The organism is Massilia sp. TWR1-2-2, assembly GCF_049897565.1.
Lineage (GTDB): Bacteria > Pseudomonadota > Gammaproteobacteria > Burkholderiales > Burkholderiaceae_D > JAFCUW01.
The window spans coordinates 163,468-182,986 of record NZ_JAFCWM010000003.1 but is presented as its reverse complement, the minus strand read 5'-3'; the positions used below and the strand labels follow the sequence as shown (position 1 = coordinate 182,986).

General features: G+C 64.4%; 18 protein-coding genes. 8 read left to right on the top strand and 10 right to left on the bottom strand.

Annotation, left to right across the window (positions count from 1 at the left end; genetic code table 11):
* Nucleotides 1–18 precede the first annotated feature (18 nt).
* The gene (locus ACP7DD_RS04395; protein ID WP_426173489.1) at nt 19–1,125 is read left to right on the top strand and encodes an S-(hydroxymethyl)glutathione dehydrogenase/class III alcohol dehydrogenase; all 1,107 of its coding nucleotides are present in this window, start codon (nt 19–21) and stop codon (nt 1,123–1,125) included.
* Nucleotides 1,126–1,560: 435 nt separating this feature from the next.
* Here ACP7DD_RS04395 and ACP7DD_RS04390 read toward each other — a convergent pair whose 3' ends face one another.
* On the bottom strand, nt 1,561–2,106 hold the full coding sequence (locus tag ACP7DD_RS04390) for an SRPBCC family protein (RefSeq protein ID WP_426173488.1): 546 nt from the start codon (nt 2,104–2,106) through the stop codon (nt 1,561–1,563).
* A gap of 122 nt (nt 2,107–2,228) precedes the next feature.
* Between ACP7DD_RS04390 and ACP7DD_RS04385 the strand changes: the two genes are divergently transcribed.
* The gene (locus tag ACP7DD_RS04385; RefSeq protein WP_426173487.1) at nt 2,229–4,535 is read left to right on the top strand and encodes a UvrD-helicase domain-containing protein; all 2,307 of its coding nucleotides are present in this window, start codon (nt 2,229–2,231) and stop codon (nt 4,533–4,535) included.
* On the opposite strand, the gene ACP7DD_RS04380 is transcribed toward ACP7DD_RS04385, so the two are convergent.
* The 5 genes from ACP7DD_RS04380 to ACP7DD_RS04360 all read right to left on the bottom strand — a co-directional run bounded on the left by ACP7DD_RS04380 (nt 4,532) and on the right by ACP7DD_RS04360 (nt 7,801).
* The gene (locus ACP7DD_RS04380; protein ID WP_426173486.1) at nt 4,532–4,903 is read right to left on the bottom strand and encodes a YajD family HNH nuclease; all 372 of its coding nucleotides are present in this window, start codon (nt 4,901–4,903) and stop codon (nt 4,532–4,534) included. The genes ACP7DD_RS04385 and ACP7DD_RS04380 overlap by 4 nt on opposite strands.
* Nucleotides 4,904–4,989: 86 nt before the next feature.
* On the bottom strand, nt 4,990–5,526 hold the full coding sequence (locus ACP7DD_RS04375) for a hypothetical protein (protein ID WP_426173485.1): 537 nt from the start codon (nt 5,524–5,526) through the stop codon (nt 4,990–4,992).
* Nucleotides 5,527–5,579: 53 nt separating this feature from the next.
* Complete coding sequence (locus ACP7DD_RS04370; RefSeq protein ID WP_426173484.1) at nt 5,580–6,344, bottom strand: BPSS1780 family membrane protein; 765 nt, start codon at nt 6,342–6,344, stop codon at nt 5,580–5,582.
* Nucleotides 6,341–7,300, bottom strand: coding sequence for a homoserine kinase (locus ACP7DD_RS04365; protein ID WP_426173483.1), 960 nt, complete (start codon nt 7,298–7,300; stop codon nt 6,341–6,343). Before ACP7DD_RS04365 ends, ACP7DD_RS04370 begins: the two co-directional genes overlap by 4 nt.
* Nucleotides 7,301–7,372: 72 nt before the next feature.
* Nucleotides 7,373–7,801: a hypothetical protein gene (locus ACP7DD_RS04360; RefSeq protein ID WP_426173482.1), complete on the bottom strand. Its 429-nt coding sequence runs from the start codon at nt 7,799–7,801 to the stop codon at nt 7,373–7,375.
* A 189-nt stretch (nt 7,802–7,990) separates the two neighbouring features.
* On the opposite strand from ACP7DD_RS04360, the gene polA reads away from it, so the two are divergent.
* Both polA and ACP7DD_RS04350 read left to right on the top strand, forming a co-directional pair.
* Nucleotides 7,991–10,741 (top strand): DNA polymerase I, encoded by a 2,751-nt coding sequence (polA, locus tag ACP7DD_RS04355; RefSeq protein ID WP_426173481.1) that lies wholly within the window; start codon nt 7,991–7,993, stop codon nt 10,739–10,741.
* Between the two features lie 187 nt (nt 10,742–10,928).
* Nucleotides 10,929–12,149 carry a DUF4382 domain-containing protein gene (locus ACP7DD_RS04350; protein ID WP_426173480.1) on the top strand — a complete coding sequence of 407 codons (1,221 nt, stop codon included), beginning with the start codon at nt 10,929–10,931 and terminating at the stop codon, nt 12,147–12,149.
* On the opposite strand, the gene ACP7DD_RS04345 is transcribed toward ACP7DD_RS04350, so the two are convergent.
* A complete protein-coding gene (locus tag ACP7DD_RS04345; protein WP_426173479.1) occupies nt 12,127–12,405 on the bottom strand; it encodes a hypothetical protein in 279 nt (92 codons plus the stop codon). The genes ACP7DD_RS04350 and ACP7DD_RS04345 overlap by 23 nt on opposite strands.
* Here ACP7DD_RS04345 and ACP7DD_RS04340 point away from each other — a divergent pair.
* Complete coding sequence (locus ACP7DD_RS04340) at nt 12,344–13,093, top strand: ZIP family metal transporter (protein ID WP_426173588.1); 750 nt, start codon at nt 12,344–12,346, stop codon at nt 13,091–13,093. The two genes, ACP7DD_RS04345 and ACP7DD_RS04340, sit on opposite strands and share 62 nt — an antisense overlap.
* Before the next feature lie 92 nt (nt 13,094–13,185).
* On the opposite strand, the gene ACP7DD_RS04335 is transcribed toward ACP7DD_RS04340, so the two are convergent.
* The 3 genes from ACP7DD_RS04335 to ACP7DD_RS04325 are packed head-to-tail and all read right to left on the bottom strand — an operon-like array spanning nt 13,186 to nt 16,088.
* Nucleotides 13,186–14,037 carry a sulfurtransferase gene (locus ACP7DD_RS04335; protein ID WP_426173478.1) on the bottom strand — a complete coding sequence of 284 codons (852 nt, stop codon included), beginning with the start codon at nt 14,035–14,037 and terminating at the stop codon, nt 13,186–13,188.
* A 7-nt stretch (nt 14,038–14,044) separates the two neighbouring features.
* The gene (locus ACP7DD_RS04330) at nt 14,045–14,968 is read right to left on the bottom strand and encodes a DMT family transporter (RefSeq protein WP_426173477.1); all 924 of its coding nucleotides are present in this window, start codon (nt 14,966–14,968) and stop codon (nt 14,045–14,047) included.
* Between the two features lie 7 nt (nt 14,969–14,975).
* Nucleotides 14,976–16,088 (bottom strand): aromatic ring-hydroxylating oxygenase subunit alpha, encoded by a 1,113-nt coding sequence (locus tag ACP7DD_RS04325; RefSeq protein WP_426173476.1) that lies wholly within the window; start codon nt 16,086–16,088, stop codon nt 14,976–14,978.
* Between the two features lie 338 nt (nt 16,089–16,426).
* Here ACP7DD_RS04325 and ACP7DD_RS04320 point away from each other — a divergent pair, with 338 nt between their 5' ends.
* Genes ACP7DD_RS04320 through dxs form a run of 3 tightly spaced genes read left to right on the top strand, consistent with a single transcriptional unit; the run spans nt 16,427 to nt 19,461 of the window.
* Nucleotides 16,427–16,699 carry an exodeoxyribonuclease VII small subunit gene (locus ACP7DD_RS04320; RefSeq protein ID WP_426173474.1) on the top strand — a complete coding sequence of 91 codons (273 nt, stop codon included), beginning with the start codon at nt 16,427–16,429 and terminating at the stop codon, nt 16,697–16,699.
* A 2-nt stretch (nt 16,700–16,701) separates the two neighbouring features.
* A complete protein-coding gene (locus tag ACP7DD_RS04315; protein ID WP_426173587.1) occupies nt 16,702–17,589 on the top strand; it encodes a polyprenyl synthetase family protein in 888 nt (295 codons plus the stop codon).
* A complete protein-coding gene (dxs, locus tag ACP7DD_RS04310) occupies nt 17,590–19,461 on the top strand; it encodes a 1-deoxy-D-xylulose-5-phosphate synthase (RefSeq protein WP_426173473.1) in 1,872 nt (623 codons plus the stop codon).
* Nucleotides 19,462–19,519: the final 58 nt, after the last annotated feature.

The window sequence follows — 19,519 nt, the reverse complement described above, 5'->3', positions numbered from 1 at the left end:
CACAGACACGGGAGCAGCATGAAAACCAGGGCAGCGATTGCATGGAAAGCGGGCCAGCCGCTGACGATCGAAGAAGTCGAACTGGAAGGTCCGAAGGCGGGCGAGGTGCTAGTCGAGATCAAGGCGACCGGCATTTGCCACACCGACTATTTCACCTTGTCCGGCGCCGATCCGGAAGGCATCTTCCCGGCCATCCTCGGCCATGAGGGCGCCGGCGTCGTCGTCGATGTCGGCCCTGGCGTGACCAGCCTGCGCCGCGACGACCATGTCATTCCCCTCTACACGCCGGAATGCCGCCAGTGCAAATTCTGCCTGTCGCGCAAGACCAACCTGTGCCAGGCGATCCGCTCGACCCAGGGCCGCGGCCTGATGCCAGACGGCACCAGCCGCTTCTCGATCGGCGGCAAGCCGATCCATCACTACATGGGCACGTCGACTTTCTCGAACTACATCGTGGTGCCGGAAATTGCGCTGGCCAAGGTGCGCTCGGACGCGCCGTTCGACAAGATCTGCTACATCGGCTGCGGCGTCACCACCGGCGTCGGCGCGGTACTGTTTACGGCCAACGTGGAAGCCGGCGCCAACGTCGTCGTATTCGGCCTCGGCGGCATCGGCCTGAACGTCATCCAGGCAGCACGCATGGTCGGCGCCGACAAGATCATCGGCGTCGACATCAATCCGGCGCGCGAAGAGATGGCGCGCAAGTTCGGCATGACCCATTTCGTCAATCCGACCACGTCGGAAAACGTCGTCGACGACATCATCGGCCTCACCGATGGCGGCGCTGACTACAGCTTCGAGTGCATCGGCAACACCACCACGATGCGCCAGTCGCTCGAATGCTGCCACAAAGGCTGGGGTCAGTCGATCATCATCGGCGTGGCGCCGGGCGGGGCGGAGATTTCGACGCGGCCGTTCCAGCTGGTGACCGGACGCGTGTGGAAGGGTTCGGCGTTCGGCGGGGCGCGCGGTCGCACCGACGTGCCTAAAATCGTCGACTGGTACATGGACGGCAAGATCAACATCGACGACCTGATCACGCATCGCCTGCCGCTGGAGCGCATCAACGAGGGCTTCGACCTGATGAAGAGCGGCGAGTCGATCCGTTCGGTCGTCATTTTTTGAGTATTCCTCACATGATCCCGATCGTCGGCCCACCAACGTCATCATGCACATGGGGATCCTGCGGCCCTCGCCAGCTCTGCCATTGCCTGCGTCGCCGAACCCAGGTTTTCATCGCCCATGCGACGGGCGAGTTCCGCCTTGGCCCAATTCCAAACCGGAAACGCATCGACCATGACTCGACGCCCGGATGTCGTTAGAGTCAGCCGCTTTCCACCGCGGCCACGTCCGCCTTCAGCCTGAACCAAATCTCGGCGCTCGAGATTCTGAACGTTTCGGCTGACGGTTGTCGGATCGACCCCGGCCGTATCGGCAAGATTGGTGGAAGCCAGAAACTGGGGTGCGAACCCGCCATGGTGATGACGAAGTGCGCAAGGGCGCCAGAGTAACGCCGCCGCACACCAGGCGGCAGCTCCCCTGGCGTGGCCTCGTTCGGCCTCAGTGCTGGCCAATCTGCCCGCGCCAGGCGCCAGTTTCGCTGCCTCGCTGGTCGAGCAATTCCTTGAAGCGCTGCAGGCTGGTGCGTGCCTGCATCCGCACCGCGCCCATCGCATCACCGAGTTTTTCCATCGTGCCTTCAGGCTCATACTCGATCTGTAGCATGATCCTGCAAGCGTTGTCGGACAGCTTGTGAAAGCTGACGACGCCACCGTTGCGCGCGCCCGTCACACTGCGCCAGGCGATGCGCTTGTCCGGCACCTGCTCGGTAATCTCGGCGTCCCATTGCTTCTCTTCCCCGGCCACCGTGGCGCGCCAGTGCAGGTGCCGATCATCCAGCTGACGCACTTCGAGCACGTTTTCCATGAACTGCGGAAACTCCTCGAACTGGGTCCACTGGTTGTAAGCGGTCCTGACCGGCACGTTGATCTCGCACGATTCTTCGATCGATGAGGTGCCTTGGGACTTGCGGTTTTTCTTGAGCTGCTTGGACAGCATCATCCCGCCGACCGCCAGCGCGGTCACTGCAACGACTCGATTCAACATTTTACGTTCTCCTCAGATCCGGGAAGGTACCCCGCGTTGGACGCTGAAATTCGCCAATGAGTTCCGCTTGTCGCTGCCTTTCCGGACGGCCGGCCGCGTACCCCTGCGGGTATAATGACGAGATGCAGAATCTCCTCCACAACCTCAATCCCGAACAACTCGCCGCCGTCACGCTGCCCCAGCAAAGCGCCCTGATTCTCGCCGGAGCCGGCTCCGGCAAGACGCGCGTGCTGACCACCCGCATCGCCTGGCTGATCCAGACCGGACAGGTGTCGCCGGCCGGGATCATGGCGGTGACGTTTACCAACAAGGCGGCGAAGGAAATGCTGACCCGGCTGTCGGCAATGCTGCCCGTCAGTACGCGCGGCATGTGGATCGGCACCTTCCACGGCCTGTGCAACCGCTTCCTGCGCACGCACTACCGCGACGCCGCGCTGCCGCAGGCGTTCCAGATTCTCGACTCGCAAGACCAGTTGTCGATGATCAAGCGCCTGCTCAAGGCGAACAACGTCGACGATGCAAAGTACCCGGCCAAAAACCTGCAGTACTTCATCAACAACGCGAAGGACCAGGGCCTGCGCGCCAACAAGGTCGACGCTTACGATCCGATCGAGCGCAGGATGGTCGAGCTCTATGAACTGTACGACCAGCAATGCCAGCGCGAAGGCGTCGTCGATTTCGCCGAGCTGCTGCTGCGCTCGTTCGAACTGCTGCAGCGTAACCAGCCGCTGCGCGAACACTACCAGGCGCGCTTCAAGCACATCCTCGTCGACGAGTTCCAGGACACCAACGACCTGCAATACAACCTGCTGAAGCTGCTGGCCGGCCATGGTGAGCAAGTCGGCGGCGCCTTGTTTGCCGTCGGCGACGACGACCAGAGCATCTACGCCTTTCGCGGCGCCAACGTCGGCAACATGAGCGCCTTCGAGCGCGAGTTCCGCGTCGAGAACCTGATCAAGCTGGAGCAGAATTACCGCTCGCACGGCCACATCCTCGACAGCGCCAACCAGCTGATCGCCAACAACAGCAAGCGCCTCGGCAAGAACCTTCGCACCGACGCCGGCCACGGCGAGCCGGTGCGCATCTACGAAGCGTCGTCCGACCTCGAAGAAGCGCAGTGGCTCATTGAAGAGATCAAGAACCTGATCGCCGATGGCGCCTCGCGCAGCGAGATTGCCATCCTGTACCGCTCCAACGCGCAGTCGCGCGTCATCGAGCACGCGCTGTTTGCCGCCGCCTTGCCGTACACCGTGTACGGCGGACAGCGCTATTTCCAGCGCGCCGAGGTCAAGCACGCGATCGCCTACCTGCAGCTGATGGACAACCCGCACAACGATTCGGCCTTCCTGCGCGTGGTCAATTTCCCGACGCGCGGCATCGGCATGCGCTCGATCGAAACCTTGCAGGCGGCCGCCGAGCAGTACGGCATCTCGCTGTACGCCGCGGTGCCTTACGTGACGGGCAAGTCGGGCAGCTCGCTCGGCTCGTTCGTCAGGCTGGTCGAAGGCGCGCGCTTCGAGACGCAGCAGCTCGCCTTGCCTGAAATGGTGCGCGTGGTGCTCGAGGCCAGCGGCCTGCTGACCCACTATGGCAACGAAAAAGAAGGCGCCGACCGCATCGAGAACCTTGAGCAGATGGTCAGCGCGGCGACCCATTTCGTGCAGGAAGAAGGCTTCGGCCAGGGCGCGCCGGCGCACATGGGCCCGCGCGCCGAGGCCCAGGCCGGCGAAGCGATCCTGAACCAGGACGGCATCGAGATCTTCGACGCCGACGCGCCGCTGCCGACCGTGATGTCGCCGCTGTCGGCATTCCTGTCGCACGCGTCGCTGGAAGCGGGCGACGCCCAGGCGCAGGCCGGCCAGGATGCGCTGCAACTGATGACGGTGCACTCGGCCAAGGGCCTCGAATTCGACGCCGTGTTCATTACCGGGCTGGAAGAAGGCTTGTTCCCGCACGAAAGCAGTTCGCGCGAGCTCGACGGCGTCGACGAAGAGCGGCGCCTGATGTACGTGGCGATCACGCGCGCCAAGAAGCGCCTGTACATGAGCTTCACGCAGCAGCGCATGCTGCACGGCCAGACGCGCTACAACATGAAGTCGCGCTTCTTCGACGAGTTGCCGGAGGCGGCATTGAAGTGGATGTCGCCGCGGGTGCAGGCGCAGTGGTTCGGCAACAAGAAGAACGCGTGGGATGATGCCAAGTTCAACAGCTCGGGCTCGGACAACAAGATCGCCCAGCAGATCACGCAGAAGCAGACGGGTCCCGGCTGGCGCATCGGCGAATCGGTCGAGCACGCCAAGTTCGGCGAAGGCGTGATCGTCAATATCGAAGGCGGCGGCGGCAATGCGCGCGCCCAGATCAATTTCGGCCGAGCCGGCATGAAGGTGCTCGACTTGTCGGTGGCCAAGCTGGAACGCCTGGCGCGCTAGTCTTTCTTCTTCATCAGGCCGGCCAGTGCGGCGAACGGATTGTGCGTTGCCGCCTGCATCTGGGGCGCGTGCAGGCCGGCGCCGCGGTCCGCTTCCAGATAGCGCGAGTGCTCGTTATCGTGGCAGTACAGGCACAACAGCTCCCAGTTGCTGCCGTCGGGCGGGTTGTTGTTGTGATTGTGGTCGCGGTGATGCACGGTCAGCTGCGAGACGTTGGCGTGCGTGAACTCGCGCATGCAGCGGCCGCAGATCCACGGGTACATCTTGAGCGAGCGCTCCCGGTAGCCTAGCTCGCGGGTATCGGCGGCGCGTCGCGCGTCGGCGACGACCTTGTCGAGGCGGGCGGAGTCGGGTTTTTTCGAAATCATCGCAATCCTTCCAGCTTCATTTACCCCGTAACTGCAAAACCGTCATGCTCGCCATTGGCGAACCCGACGGTCTTCAGGCTGTCGAGTTACTTGTCCAGGTAGAAAACTGCGCAGGCGTCGAATGGCGTCTTCTCGGTCGCGTGGCGAATCTTCAGCTCGGCGCAATCTTCCACCACCAGGCTGCGCCAGTTCGGGATGCCTTCCTTTGCAAACAGCGCGTTGGCCTTCGACGCAATGCCGATGTCCAGCGCCAGCACCGCATTGCGCTTGCCGGTCGGCGCGTAGTTGACCGAGCGAATCTCGAAACCGAACGTCGACATCCAGCCCTCCCACAGCCCCTTGTCCGTGCCGGCAATGATCTTGCCGAACATGTCCTTCAGCGACAACCCCTTCTTGACCATGCCCAGCAGCGGCTGCAGCGAGGGCGCCTGCAGCGGATCGCGGTTGCGCTTGCCCGCGCCGCGCTCGTTGATGGCCTTCATCTCTTTGGAAAAGATTGCTTCGCGCGGCGAATACTCGCGCGTGCGCGTGTACAACTCGGCGTCGAGGAAAGGATTGGCGGCGCGCTCGGCGCTTGGCTCGGCGCGCTTTTTTGGCGCGGCCGGCTTGGTGGTGGTGTTCATGGTATCAATCTGGATGCGTGGTATGTGACGCGCAGTTTAACATCCCACGCAGCCTATAGCGCCGGACCCGGCTTGCCCTTCAACTCCGGCACGCCGAATACCTGGCGATAGCCGGCGTACATAGCGCACTGCAACAGCAGGATGAACAGGAAGGCGACCCAGGTCAGCACGACCCGGCCCATCGAACCGTTTCCAAGCACCATCAGCAGCACGACGGTGGCTGCCATGAACATGCCAAACCAGGCCATCAGCATCACGACGAACACCCGCAGTGAGCGCAGTACGGCAAAGAAGCTGAAGAAGATCGCCTTGGCCGGCGTCATCTGCTGCCAGAACACCAGCGGCGCGGCGAAGCACAGCGCAATCACGGTCGCTACCTGCAGCAGGGCAACCAGCAGCACGCCCATCAGGTCGGACGGATCGACCACCGGGTTGGCGGCCGGCGTGGCGGCCTGCTTCCAGAACGACTCGCCGATCATCAGGTAGGCCATCAGCGTCAATACGGCGGTGACGGCCAGGTAAGCCAGGCCGACCTTGCACAGGTTGATGACGGCCGGCTTGCGAAAGCCGGTCAGCAGCACCGACGGCGTGACGCGCTCGTTGTGGTCGATCATCAGGCAGGCCTGCATCAGCGCCATGCTGAACGACGGGACCAGCACGACCGCGGCGACCTGCCCCAGCAGCGGGATGTTGCCAAGCAAAATGCTGAGCAGGACGTTGCCGAACATAACTGTCGTCAGCGCCGCAGGCTGCTTGCGGAACAAGCTCATCGCCTGCTTGAGCCAGGCCCAGCCGGTCTTTGCCGGAAGCGCGCTCATGCGAACAACCCCGGTGCCGGGGTGGCGATGCGCTCGTGCAGGATTCGTTCGAAATGCGCCGGGTCGTGCGGGGTCAGCATTTCAGCCTCGCGCGGCAGGTAAAAATCATACAGGCGCGACAGCCAGAAGCGCAGCGCGGCGGCGCGCAGCATCGCGTGCCAGGAGACCGCTTCATCGGCGGTAAATGGGCGCACCGCATGGTAGGCGTCGAGCATGGCGCGCACGCGCGCTGCATCGAGCACGCCCGTCTCGGACGCGATGCACCAGTCGTTGACGGTGACGGCCAGGTCGAACAGCCAGGTGTCGCAGCCGGCAAAGTAGAAATCAAAGAACCCGGTCAGCCGGTCGCCGTCGAACATGACGTTGTTGCGGAACAGGTCGGCATGCACTGGGCCGCGCTCCAGGCGGGCATAGGCGTCGCCGCCGGCAAACGCCTGCTGGAAGGCGATCTCGGCGCGCAGCAGGGCGGCGTTGTCGCTCGAGAGAAACGGCAGCACCTTCGGCGTGGTCTCGGTCCACCAGTCGAGGCCGCGCAGGTTCGGCTGCGACAGCGGGAAGTCGCGCGCGGCCAGGTGCATCCGCGCCACCATTGCGCCGACGGCGGCGCAGTGCTCCGGCTGCGGTCGCATCTGCGACGTGCCGTCGAGTTTGCTGACGATGGCGGCCGGCTTGCCGTGCAGCGGCACCACCAGTTCGCCGTGCGCGTTGGCCACCGGCGCCGGCACCAGCACGCCGCGCTCGGCAAGGTGGCGCATCAGTTGCAGGTAAAACGGCAGTTGCTCGAACGTCAGGTTCTCGAAGATCGTCAGGACGAATTCGCCGCGCTCGGTCGTGATGAAAAAATTGCTGTTCTCAATGCCGGAGGCGATGCCCTTGAGCGCGATTGCTTTGCCTAGGGGAAATTGCTCGATCCAGTGGGTGAGGTCATCCAGACTGACCGCGGTGAAAACTGCCATGTGCGAGCGAAGGGTAATGAAAGGGGAAATCGGGGCACGGCGCCGCCGGGCGGGCCGTGCCTGCGGAGCGGCTTACTTGCCGGGTTTTGGCGGCGGCGGCGGCGCCACCGCCGTGCCGGTAGCCGCGGCTTCAGCCTCCTGGGCGTCCTTTTGTTTCTTGCGCGACAGGTCGAACTCCAGCACCTTCCACTGTGGCGGGCGCAAGGTGCTGCCGGTGGCGTCGCCTGTCTGCGTCACGGCGCCGGGAAGACTGCCCTTCATCGTGTAGGTGCTCTTGCCGGAGGTCACTTCCACTTCGGTGATGCGCCCGCCCTCGCGCTTTTCGTTGATGTTCGTGCGGTTGCCGCTTTTCGGCGTGATCGTCACCGGCGTGTCGCTGCCTTCTTCGATCCGTTCCATCTTCGGCGGCGGCGTGTTGGCAGTCTGCTGCGCCTGTGCAATGCCCGCTTGCGCAAGCGTGCCAAGCAGCAGGGTTTTCCAAACAAAAGAAGTGCGCGACATGATGGTCCACCTTGTGATTCGTTATATGTCATTGTAACAAATCGACACCGTTGCCAGTGAAACGTGGCGAATTCGTCCCCATATGGAGAGCATACCGCGTTGCGCATGGTTGCGTTTTTTCCATACCGGATTCTGCGATAATGCTAGACACTTCGCCGGCCCGGTCCGGCCTCACTTTCAGTTAGCGCCATGCAAAATACCCTGTTGTTAGTCGACGGTTCCAGTTACCTGTACCGCGCGTTCCACGCCTTGCCGGATCTGCGCAGCCCGGACGGCCATCCTACCGGCGCCATGCACGGCATGGTCAACATGCTGCGCCGCCTGCGCGCCGACTATCCGGCCGCCTACATCGCCTGCGTGTTCGACGCCAAGGGCAAGACGTTCCGCGACGACATGTACCCCGAGTACAAGGCGACGCGCGCGTCGATGCCCGACGACCTGCGCCTGCAGATCGAGCCGATCCACGAAGCCGTCAAGCACATGGGCTGGCCGATCCTGATGGTTGACGGCGTCGAGGCCGACGACGTCATCGGCACCTTGTCGGTGCAGGCGTCCGCGCTCGGCATGAAGACAATCGTGTCGACCGGCGACAAGGACCTGGCGCAGCTGGTCAACGACAAGGTCACCTTGATCAACACGATGACCAACGAGACGCTCGACGAAGCCGGCGTGCTGGCCAAGTTCGGCGTGGCGCCGAACCGCATCATCGATTACCTGGCGCTGATCGGCGACTCGGTCGACAACATCCCCGGCGTGATGAAGTGCGGGCCGAAAACGGCCCTGAAGTGGCTGGCCGCGCACGACAGCCTCGAAGGCGTGATGGAGAACAACGCCAAGATCACCGGCGCCGTCGGCGACAACCTGCGCGCCGCGCTCGAATGGCTGCCGCAAGGGCGCGCGCTGATCACCGTCAAGTGCGACTGCGACCTGTCCGAGCACATGGCGTCGATCACCGAGACCCTGGTTGGCCAGCCGGAGAACATGGACGGCCTGAAAGATTTCTTCCAGCGCTACGGCTTCAAGACCTTGCTGCGCGAGATCGTCGGCAACCCGAACGCCGGCCGTCCGCAAGGCCCGGCCCTCAATTCGCCCGAAGGCGACCTGTTCGGCGAGCCGCAGCTGGTTCCGCTGATCCGCGGCGAATACGAAACCATCACCACCGAGGACGCCCTGGAACGCTGGCTGGCGCTGGTCGACAGCGCCGAACTGACGTCGATCGACACCGAAACGACGTCGACCGAGCCGATGACGGCGCAGCTGGTCGGCATTGCGCTGGCCGTCGAAGCGGGGAACGGCGCCTACATTCCGCTGGCGCACCGCTACGCCGGCGTGGCCGAGCAGCTGCCGCGCGAGCTGGTCATCGGCAAGCTGAAGGCGTGGCTGGAAAATCCGGACAAGCCGAAAGTGGGCCAGAACCTCAAGTACGACACCCACGTGTTCGCCAACCACGGCGTCAGCCTGCGCGGCATCGTTGACGACACCTTGCTGCAGTCGTACGTGTTCGAGTCGCACAAGGCGCACGACACCGACAACATGGCGCTGCGCCACCTCGGCTACACGACCATCCCGATGGCCGACGTGTGCGGCAAGGGCGCCGGCCAGATCTGCTTCGACCAGGTCGAACTGGCCCGCGCGACCGAGTACGCCGGCGAAGACGCCGACATCACCTTGCGCCTGTACCAGGCGATGAAGGGCCACGTCGACAGCGACCCCAAGCTCGAATTCATCTACCGCGACATCGAGCTGCCCACTTCCGTCGTGCTGCAGAAGATCGAGCGCAACGGCGTGCTGATCGACGGCGCGCTGCTCGATGTGCAGTCGGGCGAACTGGGCGCGCGCATCATGGAACTTGAAGCGAAAGCGCACGAGCTGGCCGGCGGCCCGTTCAACCTCGGTTCGCCCAAGCAGATCGGCGAGATCTTTTTCGGCAAGCTGCAGCTGCCGGTCATCAAGAAGACGCCGAGCGGCGCGCCGTCGACCGACGAAGAGGTCCTGCAAAAGCTGGCCGAAGACTTCCCGCTGCCGAAGGTGCTGCTCGAATACCGCGGCATCTCCAAGCTCAAGTCGACCTACACCGACAAGCTGCCGAAGATGGTCAACCGCGACACTGGCCGCGTGCACACCAACTACGCGCAGGCGGTGGCGGTGACGGGGCGCCTGTCGTCGAACGACCCGAACCTGCAGAACATTCCGATCCGCACCGCCGAGGGCCGCCGCATCCGCGAAGCGTTCATCGCCGCGCCGGGCAACGTCATCGTGTCGGCCGACTATTCGCAGATCGAGCTGCGCATCATGGCGCACATCTCGGAAGACGAGGCGATGCTGCGCGCGTTTGCCGAAGGTGTCGACATCCACAGCGCCACCGCCGCCGAGATTTTCGGCCTGGCGCCGGCCGACGTCGACAGCGAGCAGCGCCGCTACGCCAAGGTCATCAACTTCGGCCTGATCTACGGCATGAGCGCGTTCGGCCTGGCCACCAACCTGGGCGTCGAGCGCGCCGCCGCGCAAAGCTACATCGACAAGTACTTCGCGCGCTTTTCGGGCGTCAAGGCGTACATGGACGACACGCGACTGCAGGCCAAGGCGCGCGGCTACGTCGAGACCGTGTTCGGCCGGCGCCTGTGGCTGCCCGAGATCAACTCGCCGAACGGCCCGCGCCGCCAGGGCGCCGAGCGCGCCGCGATCAACGCGCCGATGCAGGGCACCGCGGCCGACCTGATCAAGCTGGCGATGATCGCCGTGCAGGAGTGGATCGAGCGCGATGGCCTGGCCACGCGCATGATCATGCAGGTGCACGACGAGCTGGTGCTGGAAGTGCCGCAGGCGGAGCTCGCGCTGGTGAAGGTCAAGCTGCCTGAACTGATGGCCAGCGTGGCCGAGCTGAAAGTGCCGCTGCTGGCGGAAGTTGGCGTCGGCAACAACTGGGACGAGGCGCATTAATGTTGTCGTTGGATAGGCGCAACGTTAACTTGTTGAGGTGACAAGACCACGTTGTAAAAAGTGTAAGCGGAGGTTTCAACGTGCGCTAACGCACGCAAAAGTTGCCGTATGGATAGTAAGCTGTCAATACAGTGCAGTTCGGCTGAGAGCAGTTCTCGATTCGTACAACTAATAAAGAGGCAACTTCATGCGCAAAAACGTCATCCGCACCGGCCTGCTGGCCACCACCGCGATCGCCGCGGCCACTCTCGTTGCCTGCGGCGGCGGCGGCGGCGGCTCGCCGGCGCCGACCCCGACCTCGACGATGGGCACGCTGGCCGTATCGATGACCGATGCGCCGGCCTGCGGCTTCGATGCGGTCAACGTTACCGTCAACAAGGTGCGCGTGCACCAGAGTTCGAGCGCCGGCGACACCGATGCCGGCTGGACCGACATCACGCTGAGCCCCGCCAAAAAAATCAATTTGCTGAACCTGACCAACGGCGTGCTCGAGTCCCTCGGCCAGACCTCGCTCGCGCCTGGCAAATACACCCAGCTGCGCCTGGTGCTCGACGCCAATACCGGCACCGGACTGGCGAACTCCGTGATCCCGACCGGCAGCACCACCGAACAGACGCTGGAGACGCCAAGCGGCACGCAAAGCGGCATCAAGCTGGTCAACGAATTCGACATCGCCGCCGGCCAGAAGGTCGACCTGGTGCTCGACTTCGACGCCTGCAAATCGGTGCTCACCAAGGGCAACGGCAAGTACGCGCTCAAGCCCGTCGTCAAGGTCGTGCCGGCCGCGGCCAACGGCATCTCCGGCTTCGTCAGCACGGCGCTGCTGGCTGGCCGCGTGATGGTGTCGGCGCAGCAGAACGGCGTCATCGTCAGCTCCACCGCGCCAAGCGCGACCGGCGAATTCTTCCTCTCGCGCCTGGTTCCCGGCAATTACGACGTCGTCATCACCGCCGACGACCGCGCCGCTTCCGTGATTGGCGCCGTGCCGGTGGCCAGCACCACCAGCACCACCGCGTTGTCGACGTCCGCAGCGCCGATCGCGCTGGCCACCAGCACCTCCGGTTCGATCAGCGGCACCGTCACGCTGACCCCGGCCAGCAGCACCGAGGCGGCGTATGTTGCGGCCAAGCAGACGTTTGCCGCCGGGCCGACCGTGACCATCAAGTATCAGGGCGCCGACCTGGCGACCGGCGCCTACACGCTGGCCAAGCTGCCGATCGCCGCGCCGCAGTACGCCGCCTACAGCGCCGCCTTGCCGCTGGTGTTTGCGCAGAACCTGACCAGCGTTCCGGGCACCGGCAAGTACAAGGTCGATGCATCGGCCACCGGCTACGCCGTCAAGTCGATCGCCGCGGTCGATATCGTCACGGCCAACCAGTCGAACGTCAACTTCGCGCTGGTGCCGTAACGAGAAACGGTAGCGAGACACCGACGCGGCGATGAAAATATAGCGATATAGTTTCATCGCCGCGCTGCATTCGGGGAGCGGTTTTTGCGCGCACAGAGTGTGCTGCGGCGGGCTGGGCGGTACAATGCCGGTCTTGCGGCAATTGCAAGACCCGATCAAGAGGCATCAAAATCGACCCGATTCTCATTTCCATCCTGCTGGCCACCACGATTGCCGGCGTTTTCAGCATCACCGCCGCGGCGGTGTTTTCGTTCACGCTGCTCTCGAAGATGGTCGAGCGCATGGTCAGCCTGTCGGTCGGCATCATGCTGTCGACCTCGTTCCTGCATGCCTTGCCTGAAGCGTTCGAGTCGAAGGCCGACCCGCGCAGCCTGTTTGCCACCTTGCTGGCCGGGCTGCTGTGTTTTTTCATGCTCGAAAAGCTGGCGATTTTGCGCCACTCGCACCATCACGAAGGCGACGGCCACCACCACGCGCACGGCCACGACAAGCACGAAGCGGGGCGCTCCGGCTGGATGATCCTGATCGGCGACGGCATGCACAACTTCACCGACGGCATCCTGATCGCGGCCGCCTTCCTGGCCAATCCGGAGCTCGGCATCGTCACCGGCCTGGCCATCATCGCGCACGAAATCCCGCAGGAGATCGGCGACTTCATCGTGCTGCTCAACGCCGGTTTTACGCGCAAGCGGGCGTACGTATTCAATTTGCTGTGCAGCCTGATGGCGGTCGCCGGCGGCCTGCTCGGCTACTACACGCTCGACCGCGCCAGCGGGCTGATTCCGTACGTGCTGGTGTTTGCCGCCTCCGGCTTCATCTACATCGCCGTGAGCGACCTGATGCCGCAGATGCAGCGCCGCGCCACGGTGAAGGAGTCGGTGCCGCAGGTGCTGATGATCGGGCTGGGCGTCGTCATCGTGCTGTTCCTCACCGCCGGCCATTGACCGTGTTGGTCTGACCCCGGTGTTAAATCGGGCGCCTGCGACACCGGGGTCTGACCCCGAAAACGGGTCAGACCCCTTGGTCAACCCCTAGTTCAGGCGCCGACCGAGACTGGCCGCGACGGGTCGGCGACCCACTCGCTCCACGAGCCGGGATACAGCGCCGCACCAGGCATGCCGGCCACTTCCAGCGCGAGCAGGTTGTGGCACGCTGTCACGCCGGAGCCGCACTGCATCACGGCCCTGGCCGGATCGGCCACCAGCGGCGCAAAATCGGCCTTCAGCTGCGCGGCATCCTTGAAGCGGCCGTCGGCCTGCAGGTTGTCCTTGAAAAATCGGTTCCTGGCGCCCGGGATGTGGCCGCCGACCGGGTCGATCGTCTCGTTTTCGCCGCGGAAGCGGTCCGGCGCGCGCGCGTCGATCACCGTGCGCTCGCCGCTGCCGATGTTGGCCAGCACGTCGCCGGCCGACACGGTCTGCACCAGCGGCGCGCGCTCGGTGATGGCGCCGCGCCGCCGCGCCGGCACGTCGGCCGTCATCGGCAGCGCCTGCGACTGCCACGCGGCCAGGCCGCCGTCGAGCACCGCCACAGCGGGATGGCCGACCCAGCGCAGCAGCCACCACAGACGCGCGGCGAACATGCCGCCGTGGGCGTCGTAGGCGACGACCTGGGTGCCGTCGTCGATGCCCCAGCGGCGCAACGTGTCGATCAGCGCGGCGCGCTCGGGCAGCGGATGGCGGCCGCGGAACTGGCCGTCGGCGCCGGCCTTGGCGCCCGACAGCGCCGTTTCCAGGTCGGCGAAGACGGCATTGCGGATGTGCCCCACCGCGTAGCCCTCGCGGCCGGCGGCGAGGTTCATCAGGTCGTGGCGGCAGTCGACGATGACCAGCGCCGGGTCGTCGAGGCGGGCCGCGAGTTCGCTGGCGGAGATCAATGTCGTGTTCATGGAATCCTCAGGTTTCACTTGCAATCGGATCAGTCTTGTCGACCGCGACGCCGCGCTCGGTCTTGCGGGTATTGTAATAGGTGACGGCCAGGCCGGAGCAGAGGATTACCGCCATGCCGAGCCAGACGTGCCAGCCGAAGCTGTCGCCCCACAGCAGCATGCCCCACACGCTCGAGAAGATGATGCCGGTGTACTGCAGGTTGGCCACCACCAGCGTCTTGCCGGTGCCGTAGGCGCGCGTCATCGCCATCTGCGCCAGCGTCGCCGATACGCCCATCAGCAGCATCAGGCCGGCGCCGTACAGGTCGATCCGGTGCCAGGTGTCGACCGCCGGATCTGCTACCGTGGTGGCGCTGCCGGCCAGGCCCGCCCCCAGGTTCACCAGTGCGAAGTAGAACACGACGCGGTATTCGGGTTCGCCCAGCAGGCTCAGTTTGCGCACCTGCAGGTACGCCGCCGCCGACAGGATGCCGGACGCTAAAGTGGTGACGGCGCCCAGCCACTGCTGCGCTTCGAACGCCGGCTGCAGCACCAGGGTGACGCCGACAAAACTGAGCAGGATGGCGCCCACCAGCGGCCACTCGACGTGGTCCTTCGAGTGCCACCAGCCGGCGCAGAACAGGAACGCCGCCATCCAGATCGGCGACATGTAATTGAGCGTGACGGCGGTTGCCAGCGGCAGGCGCGAAATCCCGTAGAACCACATCCACAGCGACACCACGCCGACCGCGCCGCGCCACGCATGCTGCCACGGGAACGCGGTGCGCAGGCTGCCGCCGCGCTGCGCCACCAGCAGCGCCAGCATGACCACGCCGATCAGGCCGCGGTACATGACGATCTCGGAGATCGAAAAGCTGTCGGACGCCAGTTTCACGCAGGCGCCCATCACGGAAAACAGAAAGGCGGCTGACAACATCCACAACGAGGCCATCGGATCCTTAACGCGGTAAATCGAGGTCGATATTATTGCGGTACCACTCGTGGAAGTGCTGCATGCCGTCTTCCATCGGTGACTGGTACGGCCCGCTCTCGCTGACGCCGCGCGCCATCAGCACGCGCCGGCCGGCGTCCATTCGCAGCGCGATCTCGTCGTCCTCGACGCACGTCTCCATGTAGGCGGCGCGCTCGGCCTCGATGAACTCGCGCTCGAACAGCACGATCTCTTCGGGGTAGTAGAACTCGACGACGTTGCGCGTCTTTTGGGGCCCGTCCGGCCACAAGGTCGACACGATCAGCACGTGCGGATACCACTCGACCATGATGTTCGGGTACAGCGTGAACCAGATGGCGCCGTTTTCGGGCGCGACGCCGCCGCGGAACTTGAGCACTTGCTCCTGCCACGTCTGGTAGATCGGCGAGCCGGACTTTTGCAGCCCGCGGTTCACGCCAACGGTCTGCACCGAGTAGTCGCGGCCGAATTCCCAGCGCAAGTCGTCGCAGCTGACAAAGCCGCCCAGGCCCGCGTGGAACGGCTCGACGTGATAATCCTCGAGGTAGACCTCGATGAAAGTCTTCCAGTTGTAGTTGCAGTTCTGCACTTCGACGTGGTCGAACATGTAGCCGGAAAAATCGAAATCCTTGGTGACCGACAGGTTCGCCAGCTGGTCCATCACGTTGTAGCCGTTTCGCTCGAACAGCAAGCCGTTCCAGTTCTGCAGCGGCGTTTTCGACAGGTGCAGGCACGGCGTTTCCGGGAAGTGCGGGGCGCCGATCAGCTCACCTTTGAGGTCGTACGTCCAGCGGTGCAGCGGGCAGACGATGTTGCCGGCATTGCCGCGGCCATTGAACATCAGCGCCTGGCGGTGACGGCAGACGTTGGAGAGCACTTCGATGCCGTTGGCGTTGCGCACCAGCATGCGGCCTTCGTGCTCGGCCGCGAGCGTGGCAAAATCGCCGACCTCGGGCACCATCAGTTCGTGCCCGACATAGCGCGGCCCGGCCTGGAATAACTGCTGCATCTCGCGCTTCAGCAGCGCTTCGTCAAAGTAGACATCTACCGGAAGCTGCGCGTTCGGGCGCGCCAGCTTGGCGTGGGTAGCCAGATCGGACATCCCAACCCCCCTTTAATAAGAGCTTCAAAGCAAAAGAAGAGAAAGAATCCAAAGACCAGTATCTAGGCTGCGGAATACGGTATTTCGGACAGAACCGGCGATTATACCGGGTAACGGACTCTACAGTCTCGGTCCGGCGCGCGAATGTGGCGGGAAGCTGTGCGGATATTGCTCACAAAACATCGTTTTCATGCCGGTGTGACCGATTGCTATAAAATGTCGGCTCGCCTCCAGGCTGGAGCGGCCTGCGCGACCGAACAGGATGGATTGTTCTAGAATAAGGAATTAGACTGGCTGCTGGCGCACAAGTTGCGCGCGGCCGATTTACAAAAGCATCTATGGCAAAGAAATTAACAGACGACATTGAAGCGGCCGCGCAGCTGGCGCCCGAATCCTTCGAACAGGCGATGGCCGAACTGGCGCAGCTGGTAACCCGGATGGAATCGGGCCAGCTGCCGCTGGAAGCGTCGGTCGCCGCCTACGCGCGCGGCTCCGAGCTGGTCAAGTACTGCGCCGCGCAGCTCGAAAAAGTAGAATCGCAGGTCAAGGTGCTCGAAGGCGACATGCTCAAGCCGTTCGCCGCCGAGGGCATCGGCGAGGGCGCCCAATGACGATGTCGGCGGCCTTCGACGACTGGATGAAGACGGTGCAGGCCCATGTCGAGCAGGCGCTCGATGCGTTGCTGCCGGCCGCCGCCGGACCTGCGCGCCTGCACGAAGCGATGCGCTACACGGTGCTGGGCGGCGGCAAGCGGGTGCGCCCGCTGCTGGTGTACGCCGCCGGCGGCGTGTTCGGCGCCGACATGCGGACGTTGGCGCGCGCCGCCGCGGCGGTGGAAATGATCCACGCGTACTCGCTGGTGCACGACGACATGCCGTGCATGGACGACGACGCGCTACGGCGCGGCAAGCCGACCGTGCACGTGGCCTACGACGAGGCGACCGCGCTGCTGGTGGGCGACGCGCTGCAGGCGCAGGCCTTCATGGTACTGGCTGAACAGCAGATGATTCCGCCCGCGCGGCAGGTAGCGATGATGCGCGTGCTGGCCAGCGCCGCCGGTTCGTCCGGCATGTGCGGCGGCCAGGCGATTGATCTCGATAGCGTCGGCGTGAGCCTGACCCTGGCGCAGCTCGAGCGCATGCACCAGCTGAAAACCGGCGCCTTGCTGCGCGCGTCGGTGGTGTTGGGCGCACTGGCCGGGCGCGACGTCGCGGCTGACGAACACGCCGCGCTCGACACGTATTCGAACGCGATCGGCCTGGCGTTCCAGGTCGTCGACGATGTGCTCGATGCGACGGCCGATTCGGCCACGCTGGGCAAGACGGCCGGCAAGGATGCGGCGGCCAACAAGCCGACCTATGTGTCGATTCTGGGACTCGCGGAGTCGCAGTTGTTGGCGGAAAAACTGCGGCGCGCAGCGCATGAAGCGCTGGCGCCGTTCGGCGAAAAAGCACTGAGGTTGCGCGAGATTGCCGACCTGATCGTGCAGCGGAAAGCATAAATGAACTTGCTAGAGACAATCAACGAACCGGCCCAGCTGCGCAAGCTGGCGCGCACCCAGCTCACGCCCCTGGCCGACGAGCTGCGCCAGTACCTGCTTCATTCGGTATCGAAAACGGGCGGCCACCTGTCGTCCAACCTCGGCACGGTCGAGCTGACCATCGCGCTGCATTATGTGTTCAACACGCCGCACGACCGCATCGTCTGGGACGTCGGCCACCAGACCTATTCGCACAAGATCCTCACCGGCCGGCGCGAGCGCATGCACACGCTGCGCCAGTTCGACGGCATCTCGGGCTTCCCGAAGCGCGACGAGAGCGAGTACGACACGTTCGGCACGGCGCATTCGTCGACCTCGATCTCGGCCGCGCTGGGCATGGCGCAGGCGGCCAAGATCAAGGGCGAGCACCGCCACGCGATCGCCGTCATTGGCGACGGCTCGATGACGGCCGGGATGGCGTTCGAGGCGCTCAACAACGCCGGCGTGCAGGAAGACATCAACCTGCTGGTGGTCCTGAACGACAACGACATGTCGATCTCGCCGCCGGTCGGTGCGCTCAACCGCTACCTGGCGCGCCTGATGTCCGGCCAGTTCTACGCCGCCGCCAAGAACGTCGGCAAATCGGTGCTGCCCGGGCCCGTGCGCGAGCTGGCCAAGCGCCTCGAAGAACACGCCAAGGGCATGGTGGTGCCGGCCACGATGTTCGAGGAATTCGGCTTTAACTACATCGGCCCGATCGACGGCCACGACCTCGAGTCGCTGATCCCGACGCTGGAAAACATCAAGAAGCTCAAGGGGCCGCAGTTCCTGCACGTGGTGACCAAAAAAGGGCAGGGCTACAAGCTGGCCGAGGCCGAGCCGATCCTGTACCACGGCACCGGCAAATTCAACCCGACCGAAGGCATCATCGCGCCGACCAAGGCCGGCAAGGTCACCTACACCGAGGTTTTCGGCAACTGGCTGTGCGACATGGCCGCCGCCGACAAACGCCTGGTCGGCATCACGCCGGCGATGCGTGAAGGCTCCGGCATGGTGCGCTTCGAGCAGCAGTATCCGGAGCGCTATTTCGACGTCGGCATCGCCGAGCAGCACTCGGTGACGTTCGCCGGCGGCCTGGCAACCGAAGGCTTAAAACCCGTGGTGGCGATCTACTCGACCTTTTTGCAGCGCGCCTACGACCAGTTGATCCATGACGTCGCGCTGCAAAACCTCGATGTCGTGTTCGCGCTCGACCGCGCGGGCCTGGTCGGCGCCGACGGCGCCACCCACGCCGGCAATTACGACATGTCGTTCTTGCGCTGCATCCCGAACATGGTGGTGATGGCGGCGTCGGACGAAAACGAATGCCGCCGCATGCTCACTACCGGTTTCCACTATCCGGGGCCGGCGGCGGTGCGCTATCCGCGCGGCGCCGGCATTGGCGCTGTGATCGACAAGGAGCTGACCTCGATCGAGATCGGCAAGGGCGAGATCAAGCGGCGCGGTGCCGGTGTGGCGATCCTGGCGTTCGGCTCGATGGTGGCGCCGAGCGTGGCCGCCGCCGAAGGGCTCAACGCGACGGTGGCCAACATGCGCTTCGTCAAGCCGCTCGACGTCGAGCTGGTGAAGCAGCTGGCGCGCGACCACGATTATTTCGTGACGGTGGAAGAGGGCTCGGTGATGGGTGGCGCGGGCGCCGCCGTGGCCGAGGCGCTGGCTGCCGAAGGCATCGTCAAGCCGCTGCTGATGCTCGGCCTGCCCGACAAGTTCATCGACCATGGCGACCCGGCCGCGCTGCTGGCTGGGGTGGGGTTGGATGCTGCCGGCATCGCCGCGTCGATCCGCCAGCGCTTTGGCGCCGCGGTGCCGCGCCTGGTGGTCAACAACAGCTAGCCGGGGTCAGGTCTGTTATTCGGACATTTAGCTTTTCAAATGTTCGAATGGCAGACCT